The 19,502-nt window shown below is 47.5% G+C and carries 15 protein-coding genes; 4 read left to right on the plus strand and 11 right to left on the minus strand.

Translation table 11 applies throughout. The features are described from left to right. Positions 1-173: 173 nt before the first annotated feature. The 5 genes from BMZ71_RS01160 to BMZ71_RS01180 all read right to left on the minus strand — a co-directional run bounded on the left by BMZ71_RS01160 (position 174) and on the right by BMZ71_RS01180 (position 8,641). Positions 174-386 (minus strand): hypothetical protein, encoded by a 213-nt coding sequence (locus tag BMZ71_RS01160; protein WP_086626957.1) that lies wholly within the window; start codon positions 384-386, stop codon positions 174-176. Positions 387-544: 158 nt separating this feature from the next. After that, entirely contained in the window at positions 545-1,894 is a 1,350-nt protein-coding gene (locus BMZ71_RS01165) for a DUF2399 domain-containing protein (protein ID WP_086987928.1), read from the minus strand. Continuing rightward, a complete protein-coding gene (locus BMZ71_RS01170) occupies positions 1,833-6,005 on the minus strand; it encodes a TIGR02680 family protein (RefSeq protein WP_177187451.1) in 4,173 nt (1,390 codons plus the stop codon). Before BMZ71_RS01170 ends, BMZ71_RS01165 begins: the two co-directional genes overlap by 62 nt. Further along, positions 5,974-7,176, minus strand: coding sequence for a TIGR02678 family protein (locus BMZ71_RS01175; protein WP_086987926.1), 1,203 nt, complete (start codon positions 7,174-7,176; stop codon positions 5,974-5,976). The genes BMZ71_RS01170 and BMZ71_RS01175 overlap by 32 nt, the downstream gene beginning before the upstream one ends. Beyond that, entirely contained in the window at positions 7,160-8,641 is a 1,482-nt protein-coding gene (locus tag BMZ71_RS01180) for a TIGR02677 family protein (protein WP_177187452.1), read from the minus strand. The genes BMZ71_RS01175 and BMZ71_RS01180 overlap by 17 nt, the downstream gene beginning before the upstream one ends. 256 nt (positions 8,642-8,897) lie before the next feature. On the opposite strand from BMZ71_RS01180, the gene BMZ71_RS01185 reads away from it, so the two are divergent. Together BMZ71_RS01185 and BMZ71_RS01190 are read left to right on the plus strand one after the other, a co-directional pair. Beyond that, entirely contained in the window at positions 8,898-9,785 is an 888-nt protein-coding gene (locus BMZ71_RS01185) for a fructose bisphosphate aldolase (protein WP_086987924.1), read from the plus strand. A gap of 62 nt (positions 9,786-9,847) precedes the next feature. After that, complete coding sequence (locus BMZ71_RS01190) at positions 9,848-11,056, plus strand: nuclease-related domain-containing protein (protein ID WP_086987923.1); 1,209 nt, start codon at positions 9,848-9,850, stop codon at positions 11,054-11,056. Positions 11,057-11,656: 600 nt separating this feature from the next. On the opposite strand, the gene BMZ71_RS01195 is transcribed toward BMZ71_RS01190, so the two are convergent. The 4 genes from BMZ71_RS01195 to BMZ71_RS01210 are packed head-to-tail and all read right to left on the minus strand — an operon-like array spanning position 11,657 to position 14,631. Then, the gene (locus tag BMZ71_RS01195) at positions 11,657-12,316 is read right to left on the minus strand and encodes an amino acid ABC transporter permease (RefSeq protein ID WP_086987922.1); all 660 of its coding nucleotides are present in this window, start codon (positions 12,314-12,316) and stop codon (positions 11,657-11,659) included. Continuing rightward, positions 12,313-13,035: an amino acid ABC transporter permease gene (locus BMZ71_RS01200; protein ID WP_086987921.1), complete on the minus strand. Its 723-nt coding sequence runs from the start codon at positions 13,033-13,035 to the stop codon at positions 12,313-12,315. The genes BMZ71_RS01195 and BMZ71_RS01200 overlap by 4 nt, the downstream gene beginning before the upstream one ends. Next, positions 13,035-13,868, minus strand: coding sequence for a transporter substrate-binding domain-containing protein (locus tag BMZ71_RS01205; RefSeq protein ID WP_086987920.1), 834 nt, complete (start codon positions 13,866-13,868; stop codon positions 13,035-13,037). Before BMZ71_RS01205 ends, BMZ71_RS01200 begins: the two co-directional genes overlap by 1 nt. Before the next feature lie 40 nt (positions 13,869-13,908). Beyond that, a complete protein-coding gene (locus BMZ71_RS01210) occupies positions 13,909-14,631 on the minus strand; it encodes an amino acid ABC transporter ATP-binding protein (RefSeq protein ID WP_086942428.1) in 723 nt (240 codons plus the stop codon). A gap of 468 nt (positions 14,632-15,099) precedes the next feature. Between BMZ71_RS01210 and BMZ71_RS01215 the strand changes: the two genes are divergently transcribed. Beyond that, entirely contained in the window at positions 15,100-16,317 is a 1,218-nt protein-coding gene (locus tag BMZ71_RS01215) for an HAD family hydrolase (RefSeq protein WP_086987919.1), read from the plus strand. 193 nt (positions 16,318-16,510) lie between these two features. Here the strand turns inward: BMZ71_RS01215 and BMZ71_RS01220 are convergent, their stop codons facing one another. Beyond that, the gene (locus BMZ71_RS01220) at positions 16,511-16,921 is read right to left on the minus strand and encodes a hypothetical protein (protein WP_086987918.1); all 411 of its coding nucleotides are present in this window, start codon (positions 16,919-16,921) and stop codon (positions 16,511-16,513) included. A gap of 187 nt (positions 16,922-17,108) precedes the next feature. Between BMZ71_RS01220 and BMZ71_RS01225 the strand changes: the two genes are divergently transcribed. Continuing rightward, positions 17,109-17,603, plus strand: a complete 495-nt coding sequence (locus BMZ71_RS01225) for a hypothetical protein (protein WP_086987917.1) — start codon at positions 17,109-17,111, stop codon at positions 17,601-17,603. A gap of 320 nt (positions 17,604-17,923) precedes the next feature. Here the strand turns inward: BMZ71_RS01225 and BMZ71_RS01230 are convergent, their stop codons facing one another. After that, positions 17,924-19,372, minus strand: a complete 1,449-nt coding sequence (locus BMZ71_RS01230; protein WP_218142752.1) for an MFS transporter — start codon at positions 19,370-19,372, stop codon at positions 17,924-17,926. Positions 19,373-19,502: the final 130 nt, after the last annotated feature.

The following is a 19,502-nucleotide window of genomic DNA, read 5'->3' on the forward strand; positions in this document are numbered from 1 at the left end:
TTGTCCGATTCTTTCGGGTTATCGGACAACCCACACTACATTCCTTCTACGATTGTCCGATTCTTCCCGGTTATCGGACAACTTTAAAATGCAACAGCCGATAACCCCAAAATAAAAACGCAGGCCAAGTCTCATCCCAAGAATGATCCTTGCCCTGCGCAACTATTTCGATATCAGATTTCGTACTCCACAGCCCGTCTGGCTTCGTCCTCAGTTGCTTCTTTGTACATTTTGCGGGTTTTCTTCTTGCCGACGCCTTCTACCCACCATTGCCAGAAATCGTCGTCCTTGTGATGGGAAATCCCACCCATCAGGATGCCCCGTTTGTAGACATTAAGTTCCGTATATTCCGCATTTGTTTTGTCCGATTTCAGCCAAAAAATCATCTGCACGCCTTCTTTCGTTCGATTTTGTTGATATGCTTTATAAGTGCTTGAAAAATCCCATAAAGCAACTCTACTCCTAAATCAAAAAGGTTTCAACAAAAAAAATGAACCTTACGCGTTACACACTGTGAACAAACTTCCTCTAAGCTCACAAAACATCAGTATTCACCTTCGCAGAGAAGCCTCATTTCCGCCAGCAACGCATCCAAAATCCCTTCCTGATAGCCGGCGACTTTCTTTTCCGCCATCAGGTCCGCCAGACCGCGGAGCTCACCCGCTTGAACCCGCTTCAGCTTCTGCAGCCTTTTGTCATCGATTTCCGTTACCGGTTTTGAGGCCAAATAGTGGTCGGTGGTCATCCCGATCAACTGAAGTTTTTCACCATACCGTCGTTTCAACGTATCCGCCATTAGCAAGCCTTCCGGATCGAAATCGCCGGAATAGTACAAGGTGATCCCCTCATCCGGAATCCGTTCCAACAGCAGCCAGACCGCATAGCGGAACTGGCCATTCGTGCAGACCATCGGACAGTCCGGGAAAGCATCCAGCAAGATGGAATACACGCCTGAATTTTCGATCAGGAAAATCTGTTTGCCTTTGCCGGGCCGGATCCATGAGATATCCAAAAGCTGGCGCACCGGAACATTCCACGGGATCCGATCCAGACAGGCATCCTGCCACATGGCGATTGGCTCCTTCCCGCGATAGGCGATGAGCCCGTTCACGGCGGTGAAATTCATGATGTCATCCTTGATGATCTTGAACAGTCCGTAGATTTCATTTTCCAGTTCCGCTTTCGACAAGAATCCGTTCATCGCTTGGGCTGACTCGGCCTCGGCATACTGTTGATAAAGCATCGTGAAAAGCAACTGTCCAGTCAGGCCACTCGAATCGAAAGCATGCGGATTGCCGGTGATACGGTGGGCGAAGACCGGTAATTTCGTGTATTCCTGCGGGAGATTCCTCAGGGCTTCCGCAACGTTCCTGAAGGCAGCCAAGCAAGCAGTTGGCTCCTTTAGGAACCAGCCCAAGTATGCGGTGTTGCGGTTGCGGCTGAAGACCATCCTGAACAGTGGATAAATCTCACCAATCTCCACCAGGAAAGAGCCGTATTCCGTTTCGGCATCTTCCGCGAGCTCCTGTTTCGTTTTGAGCTGCTTGCCGCTTACGCTCTCCACAACCAGCTCGAAAGGGATCGGCTCGAATTTGCTCTGCTCATAATTGCGCAGGAAATCGCTGATTTTGATGCTCTTGGTTTTTTCCCATTCCCATTGCGCAAGGCCCATGAACGTCAACAACGGTTCTGTATCGACTTTTTTGAAAAGCGACTTGCTGATGGTGCCAGTGAAGCGCCCGAAGCTCTCGTATTTTTTATGGATTTGTTTGATGCAGATGACCATAACCGGCTTGCCCGCAAAATAGCGGATGGCTTCTTCTTTCAGTTTCTCATCCAGTTTGTCCACCCCCAGCACTTTTCGGACCGGCATCTTCAAAAAGATCATCTTCATCAGGCAGCATCAGCGTTTTCACTTTCCCGTCCCAATGGTACTGGATCGTCGAGACGGTCGGCGCATTCTTGGGCCGAATCAGTTCGTACGTGTTCAGGCTGGAGACCGTATGGTATTCTCCGTAGAGCGCCTGGGAATTCATCATATAATTGAACTCCAGTTGCTCCGTGGCCTTGAACAGTTCGGCGATGTTCAGATCGTCGATGCCGGCAAACGCCTCATCCAGCGTGATGATGTAAGGGGCGTCCTTCCCGGCGTCCTGGTAACGTGAATACATGGCGGTGAAGAGCGGCAAATACATCGCGATCGCTTTTTCGCCCCCGCTGAACTGATTGAACTTGTTGTTGGAAAGTTCCTTCATGACTTCGTTTTTCCGGTGATAACACAGTTCGAAGCTAAACCATTTCCGGTAATCCAACACATCCTGCAACACCTGATAAAGACTGTCTTCGCCATTGGATTCGTCGCGCATCTGTTTAGCCTGCTCGATGCGTTCCTGGAAATGCTGCTTTATCGCTTCCGTATCGCTTTCCTTCATGATGTTCCGATCTTTGCGCAACAGTTCCACTAGTCGCGCTGTCGACAAGCCTTCGTCGCTTTCCGCCGCCTTCGGTTTCCATCTGATTGAGAGCGTCAGCCCGGAAGAATTATCCTGATGCTCGAGGATATCGTTCATCTTGGACACCCATTTTTGGGCATTGCCGATCAGCGTCCGCAGCACATTCCCGATTGAATGGAAAATGATTTGTTCGAAAAGCTCTTCATCGCTTCTTCGCAGCACCAATTTTGCTTGTTCGATCTGATCCTCCAGGCGCTTTCTCAGGTCATCAGGACTTCTCCAGGCACCCTCCGAGTTCACTTGGTAGATCCTGATTTGGTTTGCGTGACGCCAAATTTCCATTTTATCGCGGAATTCCTGAGCCTCGAACTCGTTGAACCAAGCCGGAGCAGCAATAATCTGGTCTTGGATGATTTTGGGACGGTAGTCGATCAGGTCCGACTCCATTTGCCGATGGACGGCATCCAGATTTCCTTCCAACTGCGTCAAGCGATTCTCTTGGTTGGTCCAATTCCTTAAGTAGTCTTCGGCTAAAGCAACCAGAACTTTATCCCCACCTTTGCCGTATCTGGCGACTTCCTTCGCAAAGGTATCCCGCCATAGTTGCGTGTACGGTTTTTCGAAGCGGATCTGTTCTTCGATTTGTTTCAGGTTCAGACTGATGACCGTGAGCTTGTTATTGTGTTCAATTCGCTCATCTTGGATAGACTCCTTGCGGGTTCCCCCTTTCCGGATGTTCCGGATGCAGTATTCGATCCGCTCGGTGATTTCGGCTACATTGTTGATTTTCTGCAGTTCCAGATTCGAAGCCAATTGCCGTTCGAGCGTATGTTGCTTGGCTGCCTCTTCATCGAATTCCGCCAGCATTTCCTGGAGCTCCTCACGCTGCACGCGCAGCAATTCTTCGGCTCCCGCTCTGTTGTCGTCAATGTGCTTCCGGTCAGAGACTGTGCCCGTCCAGTCTTGGAAGGCAGCCTGATAATCTTCTTGGCACTTTTCGGCCTCTTCGTATTCAACCAAGGTAAAGCCGATCGTGTTGCCTTTAGCCTTTTGATGCAGCGTGATCCTTAAGTTATCCGCCTGATTTTTGATTTCCTGCAGTTCCCTTTGTTTTCGCGCCAATTCGTTTTCGCCGCGACTGATTTCTCCTTCCATCTCCAAAATATTCTGGTTGGCGAAGGCAAGTTCCTTGTCGACAGGAAGCCGCGTCAGATCGGCATCGATTGCGGCCAAGTCTGCCAACAATCGGCTCTCTATCTCAGCTGATGTTTGCAGCTCTTCCTGCAGCCTATCGATTTCCTCCTCCAAAGAGCGGATTTTTTCGACCCTGTAGCGTTCCCGACTGGCTTTGCCGATGTAGCTAGCCTGATGGTCCGTGTCCGCTTTCCCTCTCAGCGAAAACAAGCGGTAGCTTCCGTCTTCCACAATGATCGGAGCCGCGGAGTCGGACTCGCAACAGTCGATGACTGCAATCGATTGGAGGATGTCCTGCACATAGCCGGCATCCAAACTGCGCCCGCTGCTGTCGGGGACGAGGAAATCAGCCAATGTCTGCGTGAAGAACTGCGGATTCGGCAACAATTGTCTGTCGCCTTCCAAATCCAAACTCGTTTCGGAAAGCAAGGCATCCAAAAAACCGGTCTCCATCAATGCGCTCTCGATGGCATTGCGTTTCTCATCGGCCAAGTCGGCCCTAAAATCGACACAGGAGTAGAAAGGTTCAGCCGCAATGCCCGCTTGCACCAATTGTTCGCGGTAGTTCCGGCTGGCTTGGCTACGTTCCGGAATCGGATCCTTTTTATCCTTCCAGGCACGGATTTCTTTTTCGTGCTCCGTGATGGTATTCCCTACCAATTCCATCCGGCTCCTGATCGGCAGCAGCTCATTGCTGACGCGCTGTTTCTCATTGTTGGCAGCCGCGTAGATCGGCTCAGTCACGAGCGCGAATCGGATCGTTTTCGCATACAGCCCTTCTAGTTTGCGAAGTACCTCGCTGTATTCGTTTTGCGGCACCGTGAAATGCGCTTGGTTTTGCCAGTGGCTGAAATCGCTGATCAGCTTTTCCTTTTCATCCGTAAATATGCCCTGCCAATGGCGCTGATTTTTACGGTCTGCTTCCAATTTTTCGGCTATGTCGCCAAGTTCCTTGTCGATGCGTTTCTGAATGCCCAAAGTTGCGTTCAGTTCCTTAAACAGCGAGACCATGTCGCGCAGATGCTTCAGATATTCGCGGTTCTGTGATTTCCAATAATCGAAGGAATGCTGCCCCGCCTTCCTTTCGAAGTCAGCCAAATGCTGCTCATGTTCGGAAAGGTATCCGGAGCCTTCCGCGTGTTCCGCCATTTCATCGGTCAAAGCGGCCAATTCCTTTTCGGCCCGTTCCAAATTCTGGATGTGGCGTTCCAGCTTTTCGCGTGTTTCAGCAACCTGCGTTTCCTTTTTGTTGACTTTGTCGCTGTGCCTCTGCAGAGCATTCTTACTGCTCTCCAGATCATTCTTGAGTTGTGTCCCCTTTTCGATCAGCTGATAGGCTTTATTCTGCTTCAGCTCATCCTGTTCCTTCCGCCAGAGCGAAAGATTCAGTTCCAGCTCCGCCTGTTCCTTCTGCAGCCCAGCCAAAATGCCGCTGAGTTCTTCTTGTTGTGCCGTATCCGCGTCTATCTTGGCTTGCTTCTGCTTTGTTATCCTGTCGTTCTCCAGCCAACGGTTCGCCAACTGCCTCAGTTTCTCTTCATACATGCCCTCGTAGCTCTGCTTGATTTTGCCTACTGCTTTGGCTTCGCGTTCGAACTGGCTGAGCCTTTCGCGGCTGGCATCAATCTGCTCCAGTGTCCGTGAAACTGGCTGGAGGTCGTCTTCCTTCAGCGCTGGCAGCGCATTCGTCAAAATGTTGTAGATCGCTGTCGGGGTGAATTCCCGGGATAATTTCGGACTGCGCAATTCCATCAACAATTTGATGCAGTCCTCGAATTTCCCGAGACTGTCGAACCCAAAGATGCGTTCGTTCACGAATTCCTGGTAATCCTTCTGGGAATTCATCACTTTTCCGCCCTCGGCAATCCGGTTGATCAATTGCCGTTTGGACAGAGGCTGCAGCTGCTCCCTTTTCAGCTCCTCAAACAGGCTGAAGTCCATGCCTATTCGCCTGCCGTCCGTGATTCCGAAGTACCATTTCCCCAACGAGCCTCCCCGTTTGGCCTGCAGTCCGATGCCGACCGTCAGATAGGAATCCTGTTCTTTCCGTTTGAATTCCAGGAAGAGATAACCCGTCCGTTCCTGAATCTTCGACACCTGCTCCTCACCCAAAAGATAATCTTCCATCTTTCTGGCGCGGCTTCCGAAAGAATCCAGCCGAGTCGGGTCCGTTTTGCCGTCCAACAAGGTAGGCAGCAGACTCTGCATCGTCACCGATTTACCCGATCCGTTGGAGCCACGCAACAACATTTTCCCGTCAGCGAACTCAAAATATTGTTCGTCGTAGTACCAGAAATTGACGATTCCGGCTCTGTTCATTACCCATTTATTCGTTTTGTTCACTGCTGTCTCCCTCATCTCCATCAAATTCCTCCTCAGGCAAATCGTCTTGCTCCAGCAATTTATGAAGGAAGTCCTGTGGATACTTTCCTGTATTGCGCGCAAATGTCGGGAGGATCGTGACGTTCCCGTCTCCGTCCTCCGTGAAGAAACGCCACTTGCTGCCGTTCTCCAGCATCAGTCTGGCCAGTTTCTTATCGGCGCTCTCGCGGTATTCCTTCGACCAGCCCTTCCTGTTCTGGGTGGCATGCTGACCGATCAGAGCCAGCCATTGATTTTTCGATAAATGGATGCACCCATAAGCGTCAGGGGCGTAATCCGATTCCCGGATCATTTCCGCCAGCTGCAGCAGGCTCTCGTCCGCGGATTTCAGCATCGGAAAATAGGTCTGTTGCTTCAATCGTTCCTCAAGCGTCAGCATCGCCACATCCTTCGTCAACTCGAAGGTGTACGGCGTATTTTTTTCAAAAAAAGAACTGATGTACTGTTGCTGATTGCGCAGGTAATAGAACAGCCTGTCGTTCTCTTCGGTTCGGAGGATCGCCGGTTCCATCATCAGCCGCCTGAAAGCGACCGTGCTCGTCTCCTCGTCGGCCCGCTCCCGTTCCATCTGCACCAAGTCCCGCCAATCCTGGAATTGGGTGATATCTTCCGGATAGGAACGCATGAAATATTTGCTGTAGGGGCTGACTTTGTAGAGGACTTCAATGGACTCGGAGGTCGCGAAATCATCGGTCTTGCCCTCGATCGTATCGATCAATTGCATGTCAGTCATCACGTTCAGGACGCGCACTAGGCTTTTTCGGTGGTTGAAATTGGTCCAGTCCAGGAGGTCCCGTTCAGGATAAAACAGGTCCAGTTCATCAACGAGTTCATTGATCAGAAAAGCCTCGCCTTCGCTTTTATCCTCCGTATAGGCCATCGCACAGGCAAACAGGGCATAATCCATCGGCTCGTTGAAAGTCATGATGCCCATCCAATCCTGGGATTCAAATGGGATTTTTTCCAACTTGATGAATTTAGCATGCACAATCAGGCGCAGCCCGAATATTCTCTGGATGACGCGCTTCAGGTCGTTTTCGATGCGCAAAAGCTGGTGGTAGGCGTCCTTGTCGGTTTCCCGTATGATCCAAAAATTTTCAAAGAGGATGCTGAGTCCCTCGCGGATTTCCTCACTGGTTGCCGGCATTCCTTTCACCCCCTGTCTTTTCCTTGTCGATCAGCGTATAGACGACATTCGGCATCTCCAAAAAGCCATCTTCGGATTCCAGCGTAACCTTTTTGTTCCTGTCCACCCTGATCGAAAACACTTGGCCGAATTCAGTCGCGATGGTCCGTTCCTCGTTCTGGAAGGACAGACTCAGCCACTTCAACAATAGTTTCCGGATCGGCGCATCCATATAGGGATGTTCGAGCAGATCGATTTTCCCGTTCCGGATATAGTGCTGCAGCGATTTTTCAAGTTCCTGGCGTTGCTTCAGATGGGCCGCGACGGCCTTATTCTTCGCCTGGGTATTGCGGGTGAAAGCGGTGGCGCTTGTCCTTTCCCGGTACTCCCTGATCCGCGGAATCGTTTCATGGACGGTCGCCGGAATATCCCAGATGTCCGCAAATTTGTTGCTGGTTTCGAAAGGCTTCACATAATAGTGCTGCGTGTGAAAGGCACCGAATACCTGCGAGGAAAGCTGATGCGCTTCCTCAACGGACCGACAGTGCAGGAACCACTCAGCCAAGTGGATATAGTCCTTTTTCCGGCTCTGATGCTGTTGCATGCGGTCGCTGAAACGTTGGATCATCCGGGTGATTTTGCTGATGGCCTGATTGGTCTGTTTCATTAAGGAACTGTACTCACTGGACTTCCCTTGCCCATCGATGAACCAAGCAAGCATCGTGTCCCAAATCCCAAACAGCTCCACCGTCAGTTTCCCCTCATCCAGAACCGTGTCGTCGAACCGGGGAATCTCTTTTTCATGGTTGATGACGCATCTGGCGACGAGCAGCAGTTTATCCTCGGATACACCCTGCAAAGCGTGCTGGATCTGATAGGAAGTGTTCTGCATCGTAACGATGAAGTCCCGCAGATAAAAAACGAACTGGTCTTTGAATACCAGGAACGCCTCCGTCTGCATCTGGCTTTCCGTCCGTTCGCTGTTCAGATAGCCGATGTAGTCGGATGTATTGGTTTTGATGCTCGTAAAATGCGTGACGGTGTCCTGCCAAATATTGAACAGTTCCTTCTCGTCGGATTGTTGATCCAACTCCCTTATGGCTGACAGAAACCTTTCAAAAGTATTCTTATCCAAGGCCCCTCTGTTGTGGCCGGTCTTGCCGCTCAATTTCTCCAGCATCTCTTCGATGGCGATGCTGGTTTCGGAAATCTGGTAGCGGAAATGTTTGTTTTTGTATTCCGCTATACTCTTCGGCTCACTCATTTCTTGACGAGTCTCCAAGTTTTGCCACCCCACCAGGCTGGTCAAGTCCTGATCCAATTCTTTTTCGGTATAGCCCGCAAAGCCCTCCAGACTCTGCATGTACTCCAGGACATCCCCGCGGTACAGCAAATCGTTCATCTTCCGATGCTGCTGATAGAAATAATGCATAATGGTGCGGTAACGCTGGAAATTGTCCGCGGACAGATAACTCGCTTCATTCATTTTACTGTACTCGATTGCGTCGGCCAGAATACTCACTCCTTGATCATGAATTATATGTAAAAAGCTTCCCATATTAATATCCGTAGTTCGTTGTTCCCACATCAAAATATAGCGATACATCCATTTTATCACAATAGTTCCAAATTTTTTCCTGGAGAATGAACTAGTGCTATACTGACCTTAGAAATCCTGATTCCACGAAAAAGCAGGGCCGGATTCGGATTTCGGAAATCTGAAAATCGAAGGAGTTTGTATCATGAACAAAGAACAATTCGATATCATGAAAAATCGCAAAGGTTTCATTGCAGCGTTGGACCAAAGTGGCGGCAGCACTCCCAAGGCACTGGCTTTATACGGCATTCAGGAAGATAGCTACAACGGCGAAGAAGAAATGTTCACACTAGTCCATGAGATGCGCTCCCGCATCATCACTTCGCCGGCTTTCAGTTCGGAACACATCTTGGGAGCCATCCTGTTCGAACAAACGATGGACCGCAAAATCGATGACCTCTACACGGCCGACTACCTATGGGAAAAGAAACGCATCGTACCCTTCCTGAAAGTCGATAAAGGGCTTGATGCGGAAGCTGATGGCGTCCAGTTGATGAAACCGAATCCCGATCTGGACACCCTGCTTGCGCACGCAAACGAGCGCCACATCTTCGGCACCAAGATGCGTTCCGTGATCAAATCAGCCAATCGTGAAGGCATCAAAAAAGTCGTCGCCCAGCAATTCGAAGTCGGCAAGCAGATCATTGCTGCGGGACTGATCCCGATCATCGAACCGGAAGTCGACATCCATAGTGCAGACAAAGCTGAATCGGAAACGATCCTCAAGGAAGAATTGTTGTTGGCGCTGGATGGGCTGCTGGCGGATCAGTTCGTGATGCTGAAGCTTTCGATTCCAACGGTTGATGATTTCTACAAGGAACTGATCGCCCATCTGCAAGTGGTGCGGGTTGTGGCTTTATCCGGCGGTTATTCTCGGGAAGAAGCCAATGAAAAATTGACCCACAATCCCGGATTGATCGCGAGCTTCTCGCGGGCGTTGTCCGAAGGTCTGAGCGCCGGCCTGAGCGATGATGAATTCCGGAACACCCTGGCCGAATCGATCCAATCCATCTACGACGCGTCGATGGTTTGATGGGTTATGCAAAGATAAATGCCTTTTTGTGCCTTCCGGTAGATTGAAAAACTGAATAATTTTTGCTTATCCGACACCTTGCGCAACGTTTGCTCTCCGGTTGTCGGATTCTTCCGGGTTATCCGGCAACGAGCACGACGATTGCTCTCTGGCTGTCGGATTCTTCCGGGTTATCCGACAACGAGCACGACGATTGCTCTCTGGCTGTCGGATTCTTCCGGGTTACCCGACAAATCACAGAATGCTTGCTCTCAGGTTGTCGGATTCTTCCGGGTTATCCGGCAACCGGAATAGAAACTGTTTACAATAAATTCATTCGCACGTTCTTGCGTATAGTCACTATAGTAGTACTAAAAATAATTGAGGTGATTGTTATCGCGTACAAAGAACGGATTAAACCCGAGCATCTACGAATTTTAGAAATATTACTTACTCGCACGAAAATATCAAGAGATGATTACTATTATTTCCTCAATCTGAAAAAGGGTTTCGAAGGGGAGCTCGTATTTGATGCGTACACCAAGCAATTCAAATTAGATCATTTCTTTTTGAATGATCTTCAGTTAGAAATAAGGCGTGCTCCTTTCCAAGTAGATGCTCTAATGATTCGCACCAATCTGCTTATCCTGTATGAAATCAAGAATTTTGAAGGTATCTATAAATGGGGAGCGGAGAAATTCACAAAAACAACCGGAACAGAGTTGGAGAATCCATCCTTGCAGCTGCAGAAAACGAAAGTACGTCTGGAACTTTTACTCCAGGAAAAAGGATATTCGTTAAAGGTTGACGCCTATGTCATCTTTGTCAATCCGGAATTCACATTGTTGGGGACGCCAAATGACTCCAATTTTATACTTCCTAGCCAGATTCCTGGTCATTTTCGTAACATCCAGGCAGCCCCTGAGCTGAATGCCGAGCAAATAAAATTGGCTGAAACGCTGATGAATCTCCATGATTCCAGCTATCCAAGAAAAAAGACGCAATATACTTATTCAGATTTAAAAAAAGGCATCACGTGCCCAGAATGCGGAACTTTAGCGGAGAAATTTAGCGGATATTCCCAAGTTTGTACCAAATGCGGAAACAAAATGAACGTCAATAAGGCCATACGATCAAGCATCGAGGACTTTCACACACTGTTCCCGGAAATTAAATTGACATCCCGCCGTATGATGGATTGGTGTGGTTGCGGCAACGACATGCGCGTGTATAGAGTTCTCAAGAAAAATTATCGAATGATAGGCAAAAATCGCGGTCGATACTACATTTGAAACAAATCCAGGCGTGGGTTTCTTCAGTTTACAACTGAAACTTTTTTAGAATTAAAAACTACTCAAATGCCATACTTTATCCGACATCACATAGAGCGTTAGTATTCCGGTTGTCGGATTCTTTGCGATTATCCGACAACTCACAGAGCGTTTGCTCTCAGGTTGTCGGATTCTTCCGGGTTATCCGACAACTCACAGAATGTTTGCTCTCAGGTTGTCGGATTTTTCCGGGTTATCCGACAACTCACAAAACGTTTACTCTCCGGTTGTCGGATTCTTCCGGGTTATCCGACAACTCACAGAGCGTTTGCTCTCAGGTTGTCGGATTTTTCCGGGTTATCCGACAACTCGCAGAACGTTTGCTCTCCGGTTGTCGGATTCTTCTGGTTTATCCGACAACTCACAGAACGTTTGCTCTCCGGTTGTCGGATTCTTCTAGGTTATCCGACAAATCACAGAACGTTTGCTCTCCGGTTGTCGGATTCTTCTGGTTTATCCGACAGCCCAAAGGAAACCACCTGTACAGAACTTTTTCAATCAAACAAAAAGCTCCCGAATTACAGCATAATACATCGCTGTAATTCGGGAGCTTTTCAAATTTTAAGCATTCTGCGCATTGCGCTTGTGCCAGCTTCGGACGACTGCCGAAAGCGTGAAGCAGATGATGAAATACACCAACGCCAGAAAGGCATAAATCATGAACACTTCCTGTGTTTTCGTCACTTTTCCGAGGATAACTTGCCCACTTCTTGTGAATTCCATGATCCCCAGACCGGCCAAGAAAGAAGTATCCTTGATGGTAGTAATCACTTGCGACAGCAGTGAAGGGACAATCTTCTTGAATGCTTGCGGCAAAACGATGTACCACAAAGACTGCATGAAGGAAAAACCTTGAGAATGGGCAGCTTCGAATTGCCCTTTCGGTATCGAATTCAATCCTCCGCGCACGATTTCGGCTACAACGGCCGATGTGTACAGGAACAAGGCAAAAGATCCTTTCAAGGTTATTGTGCTGCCAGGTATCAAGAAAGAACACGAAAGCATCCACAAAAGTAACGGTGTATTCCGGAAAAGCTCGATGTAGGCACCAGCCAGTTTTCCGAATACTTTTTTCTCATAATTACGCAACAGGCCCAATACCGTACCGAAGATGATCGAAAGGATGACGACACCGACAGAAATCAGCAATGCCAGTTTCAATCCTTCCATCATGAACGACACATTCGATGGTGTGAAGACTGTTCTGATCGATTCCATCATTCCATCACCTCCGGAATATCTACGCCAAGGTTGACAACAACCGTATCATTGTCTTTCAGTTTTTGCTCGTATTTCCGCGCAAATGTTGCAAGCGGGAAACAAAGCAGGAAGTAAAGCAATCCGGCAACTGCGTAAGCAGGTCCGTAGTTCAAACTGTAGGAAGCATAAGAATCGGCTACATACATCAGATCCGCTCCGGCGATGATCGCCAATACGGAAGTATTCTTGATCAAGTTGACGGCTTGATTGGTCAAAGGCGGCAAAATGATTTTGACCATCTGCGGCAAGATGACGTAACGCATTGTTTGGATATAGTTGAAGCCCTCTGAGTAAGCTGCCTCTTCTTGGCCTTTCGGAACAGCGAGGATACCTGCACGAACGACTTCAGCGATGTAGGCACCGTGATACATCCCTACACCGACTACCCCGATCGTAAATTCGCTCAGCACCAAGCCTGCCATCGCAAGCCCGTTGTACATGAAGAAGATTTGGATAACCAACGGGATATTCTGAAACATTTCCACGTATATTCTGGCAACAGCACGAGGCAATCGGCCTTTTGCCGTGGACATGGTCCCCACGACAACCCCGATGACCAAAGCCAGCAACAACGCCAACACAGCGACTTGGAGTGTCCGGATAAATCCGGCTCCAATGTCGCTGCTGTTTTCAAGAAGGCTTTCCCAACGCCAGAGAGCGAATGGATTGGTACTTCTCATTACTCGCCCAATCCCCACTCAGTAATCATTGCATCAAGGGTGCCGTCTTCTCCCCATGCAGTGATTAAGTCATTAACAGTCGTTGCCAATTCTGTGTTTGATTTCTTGATCGCAACACCGTAATCTTGTGTAGCGAAGCGGTCTTTCAGGATTTGAGTTGAATCATCCAAGTAGCCAGCCAAGATGGATCTGTCCACGCTGAATGCATCCACACGGCCTGAATCCAACGCAGCTTTGATTTCTGGATAAGTAGCGTATTCTGAGTAGCTCAAAGAGATACCATATTGTTCAGCTTCAGCATTGATTGCATCAGCAGTTGTTGAACTTTGGGCAACCCCGATCGTAGCCCCATCCATGTCAGACAAGCCTGTATAGCCTTTGTCTTTCTTGACCAAAAGGCCGACTGCATCTACGTAATAAGCATCAGAGAAGTTGTAAGTTTCTTTACGTTCTTCTGTAACAGTGAACGTTGCGATGACCATATCCACTTCGCCGTTATCCAATAATGGACCACGCGTTTTTGCAGTTACCGGAACCAATTCAATCGCTTCAGCATCGCCTAAGATTTCTTCAGCGATTTTTTTTGCGATGTCGATTTCAAAACCTTCGATTTCGTTTGTTTCAGTGTTTCTTAATCCAAAATTCGGCACATCTTCTTTAACGCCGACTTTCAATACGCCTGCTTCTTTGATTGTTTCTGCGGTCACTTGACCGGAAGCATCTGTTGCGGAACCAGCCGCAGAATCTGCTGTATCCGTAGCATCACTACCGCAAGCACCCAAGAACAATGCAGCCGATAAACATAACGAAACCCATAGATTTTTCTTTTTCATACCCAATTCCTCCTATAATGTTGTATTCCGAAAAGATCGGTTATCTTAAAATTTTACCCAAGAAGGCTTTCGTCCGCTCGTTTGTCGGATTGTCGAAAAAGTGCTCCGGAGTGCCTTCTTCAACAATCATGCCGTCAGCCATGAAGATTACCCGATCGGCAACTTGTCTCGCAAAGCCCATTTCATGCGTCACCACAACCATCGTGATGTTCATGCTGGAAAGTTTGATCATGACATCCAATACTTCCTGAACCGTTTCAGGGTCCAATGCCGAAGTGGGTTCATCAAAAAGAATGATCTTTCGCTGTGAACAAAGTGCTCTTGCGATTGCTACTCTTTGTTGTTGTCCGCCTGAGAGTGTTGAAGGATAGACGTTCGCCTTTTCTCGCAATCCGACGATATCCAAATATTCGTAAGCCATCTCTTCCGCTTCTTTTTTGGTTTTCCCTTGCAGCTTCATAGGGCCGATTGTCAGGTTGCCTAACACGGTCATATGCGGATACAAATTAAATTGTTGAAAAACCATTGCAGAGGAATGACGGACAATGTCCAACTTGTTCTTAGGTGTGACTTCTGTGCCGTCTATAAAAACTTTTCCGTCTGTAGGCTCTTCGAGGAAATTCATACAACGGACTGTCGTACTTTTACCTGAACCGGAAGGCCCGATAATAACCACTTTTTCCCCTTCGGCAACTTCAAGGTTGATATCCTTCAACACATGGTTGGCGCCGAAATACTTGTTTACGTGCTCTAACTTAATCAATTTTGCCTCAACCCCTTTTATGCTCGCCATCACGCTGCTTTAATTTCAAGAGCATGGATTGGATCCTTGTCAAGAAAGGACCTCTTCTTATATTTATACCGTTAAGCAAAATTATAATGAAAGCATGATTAAAAATCAATTAAATTCTTCCGCGAGAATGTTAGAATTTCTAACACGAATTTCCCGTATTCTTACTTAATTGTTAAAAACCGCCTATTTTATGCCTGTTTTATGAGAAAGCCTTCCACGATTCTCGCTTTTATATAAATCTTTCTGCTTTAATGTAGCATCCTGAGGCAAAAAGCTTCATTTAAAATAAATAACCGACATAGAAACTTATCGATAATTCTCATTTCATTTCAATATTCTTGTTTGATTGAACTAAAGGAGCACATTTCAGTATATCTTTCAGCCGTTTTTTGATAAAATGACTGCGTATGAAAATTCCATGATAAAGGGGTACTTACTTTGCCAGAAAAACATAATAAAATTCTTTCTTCCAAAAACTGGGCACCACATACACACCAAGCGCTGAATGCTGTCATCTCTTCTTACGGGAACCAAAGCAGTTCATTCGATCCGGCTGCCCCTCCTTATGTTGTCTTTGATTTCGACAACACTTCCGCCATCATGGATATAGAAGATACTTTGATGCTTTATATGTTGCTACATTTGGATTACCGTTTGACGCCTGATCAGTTCCATGCGATTTTGACGGATGGCCTCGAGAATGTCGGCGCAACAGTGGACACGCTCCTCAATAAGACCAATCCGCTTGCTACGATCGGCAATATCGCTGACGATATCAAAGTAGCCTATGCTTGGTTGTACAAGCAATATGAAGGTTTTATGCAAGGCGGGACCCTCTCGTTGGAAGAAGCAAAAAAGTCTTCTTACTATGAAGAATTCGCCGCAAAAATTCGTTTGTTCTACACGGTCATCAACGGTGACTTCAAAAGAAAAGCCGGCTATCCTTGGATGACTTACCTTTTTGCGCAACGCAGCAGCGAAGAGTTACGCCAGTTGGCTTACCAATCGATTTCTTATTGGTTGCAGTACGGAAAATTCGAACGCGTGACCTTGACGAGCCCGGCTGATTTGACGAGCAAAGCCGGCGTCATCGTATCGCATTACGATACTGGTTTAGCCTTCCCGAATGAGTTGAAGGAACTCTATCATGTTCTGCAGGCAAACGGCATCGTCGTCTATGTCATTTCGGCTTCACCTGTAGATGTCGTCCAAGTCGCCGCAACGCATCCGGACTTCGGTTACGGATTGGACAACGAACACATCATCGGCATGTATTACAACAAGGATGAAAACGGCCTGATCCAGCCAAGCATGCAACCAGGCAAAAATATTACGAAAGGTCCCGGTAAAACAGCCGTCATCACAGAACAGCTGATGCCGAAGCACAACGAAAAACAACCGCTGATGCTCTTCGGAGACAGCACCGGCGACTACGATATGATGATGGAACTGAAGGACGCCAAACTCTGCGTTCTCTTCAACCGTTACATGAACGATGACACTCAAAAATTGGCGCGCGAAGCTTTCCGCACAATTGAGGACGAAAATCCGCGCATCGTACTGCAGGGTCGTGACGAAAATAAAGGCAGCCTGCGCCCTTCCGAGAAGACGATCCTTTTGGGAACCCAAGAAGAAGTACTCATCCACGAAGCGTAAACAAAAGAAGCCTACGCACAATTTTTTATTGTGTGGGGCTTCTTTTTTGAGTATTTTGTGCTTTTTCGTATAGGCCGATATGCTTGCTTGCTGCTTGTCCGATTCTTCGTGGTTATCGGACATCCCACAGTTGCCCCAAAGGCAAACCATAATAAAAATGGGCATCCTCGATCAGGATACCCACCTCTTTTGATTATAAAATGATACGGGATTCGAATTTTTGATGGCAGGTCGGACATTTCACTGTCTTCTTGCCGCGCTTGACAGGCAAACGCAAAGTCGTTTTGCAATTCGGGCACTTGCGGAAACGGGCCACCTTGATTTCCTTGAATCTTCTGAAAAATAGTTTAAGCTTTTTCTGGTTCGGCTGCCACCACTTTAGGAATTTGCGATTTTCCTCCGCGCGTTTATAGATTTGTTTCGAATAGACTCGGAACAGCGCCCAGAAAATCAGGAGTTGCGCCACTATAACCAACACACCCAAGTCCGTCATTGCACCCAAAAAGTACAGCACCATACCGGAAATGATCAACGCGTTGTAAAGCTGATCGGCACCGTATCTGCCGCGCATGAAAGTCATCAGTTTTCTTTTCAATTTTTCCAATCGGATATCCCCTTACTTCTTCGTCTGGCTACTCCTGGAGCCGAAAAAAGGCTGCAGGAATAAGCGCTATTGTCCCATTATAGCACAGCACATCCTTATTAAAGGTTAAGAATAGTTGAAAATGAGCGGAGCGAGAAAACTCTGTGATACAATAGAAGGAAACGTTATAAACAAACGGAGGTGTATCATGGGTATACTAGATTTTTTCAAAAAAGGATCCAAAGAAAAGGTTCAGCCTGTTTCCGACACTTCAGAACAAGGAAACAACGGCGTCGGCCGAATACTGTTCCAGACACGCTGGAAAGGTAGCGCATTATTCGCGGAAAATAGTCTTATCCAAAAAGTTGCAGAGCGCATCATTCAGGAAGATCCATTCTGCAAATCGTTCGGAAGTCTTGATGATGAAGCAATTGCTCGGACTAAGCGGCGGATCTATGAATACGAACAAGTCACAACGGTGAATGTTGCCATCAAAGACGGCAATCTGATGATTGAAGGCATGTCCTTGGGAAAACTTCCTGCAAAACAGTGGAACGAAATAAATCCTTATTATGGAAAAAATGATTTCACCGCATTCGTATATGTCACCGGAGGACGCTACAAAGCTTATTCGGATGATTCAAAAACAGTCGAAATCGCTTATACACCTTATGATCTGGACATTTTTGTCCAGTTTGAATGAGGCAAAACAAACAAGGGGATCTCTCATTTGAGGGAGCCCCTTGTTTGTTTTGTGTTATTGAGCAGGCTGGGACCGAAGCACAGGATGCGATCGGGATACTCCTTCTCCGGAGAAGGCTGGTCTGGCCGGAGAAGCGCACAGAATCAGAGCCCCAGCTCCGGCAAGCCGATGTTCGCCGAAGCTGGGAATGAAATAGTTTCAGCTTCTCCAGCAAGCGTTAGCTTGGCCGGAGCTGGGGCTCAGACATTCCATAAATGACAGCAAAAAAAGAGGCACCACCCTGACCCAACAGGATGGCGCCCCTTTAACGAGCTAACTTATTATTTTGCTGCTTTACGGCGTTCTGACAAGATCGCTACGTTTTCTGCAACTTTTTCTTTGGTCAATGGATAGATGAACCATAGGCATAGCGCAACGCAAGTGTAACCGATAGCCGGTACGATCGTAGCTACATCGTAAATACTGTCAAGAACAGCTTGGTCTTGGGTTGCAGCCGCTGAAGCATAACCGATAGCAGCCAAAGCGAAACCGCCCAAACCGCCGGCCAAGGCTTGACCAAGTTTTCTTGAGAAAGAGTAGACAGCATATACTGTACCGCTATCCGCACTTCCGGTTTTGACTTCTTGGTAGTCGATGATGTCCGTGATGAATGCCCAGATGACGACGTTGAAGTAGTTCATGCCCAGACTTGCAATAAACGCCATCGGCAAGAACAGCATGACATTGTCTGTATGGATGAAGTACAGGATTGCGTATACAATTGCCGAGAAGAACAACGATACTGTCGCTGATTGTTTTTTACCGAAGCGAGAAGCGATTTTGTTTGCGAAAGGCGCAATCAACAGTGTTCCGACAGTCCCCAGAACACCTGCTATTGCCAATGTTTTTGAACTGTTGAAATAATCGGCGTACAGAAATGCGTTCATTGTGTTAACCAACAGCATGGACAACAACAGGAAGATTGCAGCAGCGATGATACCGCCTAACGCACGGTTTGAAGACAGACCTTTTGCGATTTTTGCGAATTCTTTACCGAAGGATTCTTTTTCTGTATCCGGTTTTTGTGGAATCTGTACGCGTTCGATTGTAAAGTGATAGCAGAATTGATAAAGCGCAAAAGCTAGAACTGCAAAGATAGCAGCAATGATTGTGAAACGTTCCGGAATAACCACTTGTGCACCATTTGCATCAGTTGTGTAAACGAACAATGGAACAAAGAAGGAAATGAAGATGCTGGCGATGCTGGCTCCCATACTGCGGAACACAGAAAGTGAAGCACGATCTTCAGGTTTGTCACTGATCACGGATGCCATCGATCCATAAGGGATGTTGATCGCCGTATAACAGAAGCTGCCCCAGAATAGGTATGTCACGAAAATGTAGACGATTTTTGCAGTCATAGACCAGTTTTGAACGACTGATAAGAACATCAGGAACCCGGCGATAACAGCGAAGGGTGCTACACGCTTGATCCAAACCCGGAAACGACCGTCTTTTGAAGGCTTCAGCGTATCAACGAGACGTCCCATCCCCATATCCGTGAAAGCATCGACAACCCGTGCCGACAAGAACAACGTACCAACAACTGCCCCGCTGATTCCCAATACTTTTGTATAGAACAACATCAAGAAAGAACTTGAGAAAATGAAGAACAAATCATTTGCGATGTCCCCCGCCATATAGGCTAATTTATCCAGTAATCCGAATTCCCTTACATTTTTTTTGTCATCGGTTACATTTTGTACTTTATTTGCGCTTGCGTGTTGCATTTCATGACCCCTTTTCTTATATTGATAAATCGACGCCGAACCAGTTGATAAAATGGATAGAAACAATATCACTATGCGATACTAGGTTGCGATTAAAAAACGATAAACGTTCCCAAATGAAACGACGTAA

It is taken from the genome of Trichococcus flocculiformis, from assembly GCF_900113645.1.
Taxonomy (GTDB): Bacteria; Bacillota; Bacilli; order Lactobacillales; family Aerococcaceae; genus Trichococcus; species Trichococcus flocculiformis.

Coding starts and splice junctions, on each gene's coding strand:
- BMZ71_RS01230 (WP_218142752.1), bottom strand. CDS start 19,372: ATGCAACACGCAAGCGCAAATAAAGTACAAAATGTAACCGATGACAAA.
- BMZ71_RS01170 (WP_177187451.1), bottom strand. CDS start 6,005: ATGAGGGAGACAGCAGTGAACAAAACGAATAAATGGGTAATGAACAGA.
- BMZ71_RS01225 (WP_086987917.1), top strand. CDS start 17,109: ATGGGTATACTAGATTTTTTCAAAAAAGGATCCAAAGAAAAGGTTCAG.
- BMZ71_RS01195 (WP_086987922.1), bottom strand. CDS start 12,316: ATGATGGAATCGATCAGAACAGTCTTCACACCATCGAATGTGTCGTTC.
- BMZ71_RS01205 (WP_086987920.1), bottom strand. CDS start 13,868: ATGAAAAAGAAAAATCTATGGGTTTCGTTATGTTTATCGGCTGCATTG.
- BMZ71_RS01185 (WP_086987924.1), top strand. CDS start 8,898: ATGAACAAAGAACAATTCGATATCATGAAAAATCGCAAAGGTTTCATT.
- BMZ71_RS01175 (WP_086987926.1), bottom strand. CDS start 7,176: ATGCCGGCAACCAGTGAGGAAATCCGCGAGGGACTCAGCATCCTCTTT.
- BMZ71_RS01165 (WP_086987928.1), bottom strand. CDS start 1,894: ATGAAGATGATCTTTTTGAAGATGCCGGTCCGAAAAGTGCTGGGGGTG.
- BMZ71_RS01160 (WP_086626957.1), bottom strand. CDS start 386: ATGATTTTTTGGCTGAAATCGGACAAAACAAATGCGGAATATACGGAA.
- BMZ71_RS01180 (WP_177187452.1), bottom strand. CDS start 8,641: ATGAATGAAGCGAGTTATCTGTCCGCGGACAATTTCCAGCGTTACCGC.
- BMZ71_RS01200 (WP_086987921.1), bottom strand. CDS start 13,035: ATGAGAAGTACCAATCCATTCGCTCTCTGGCGTTGGGAAAGCCTTCTT.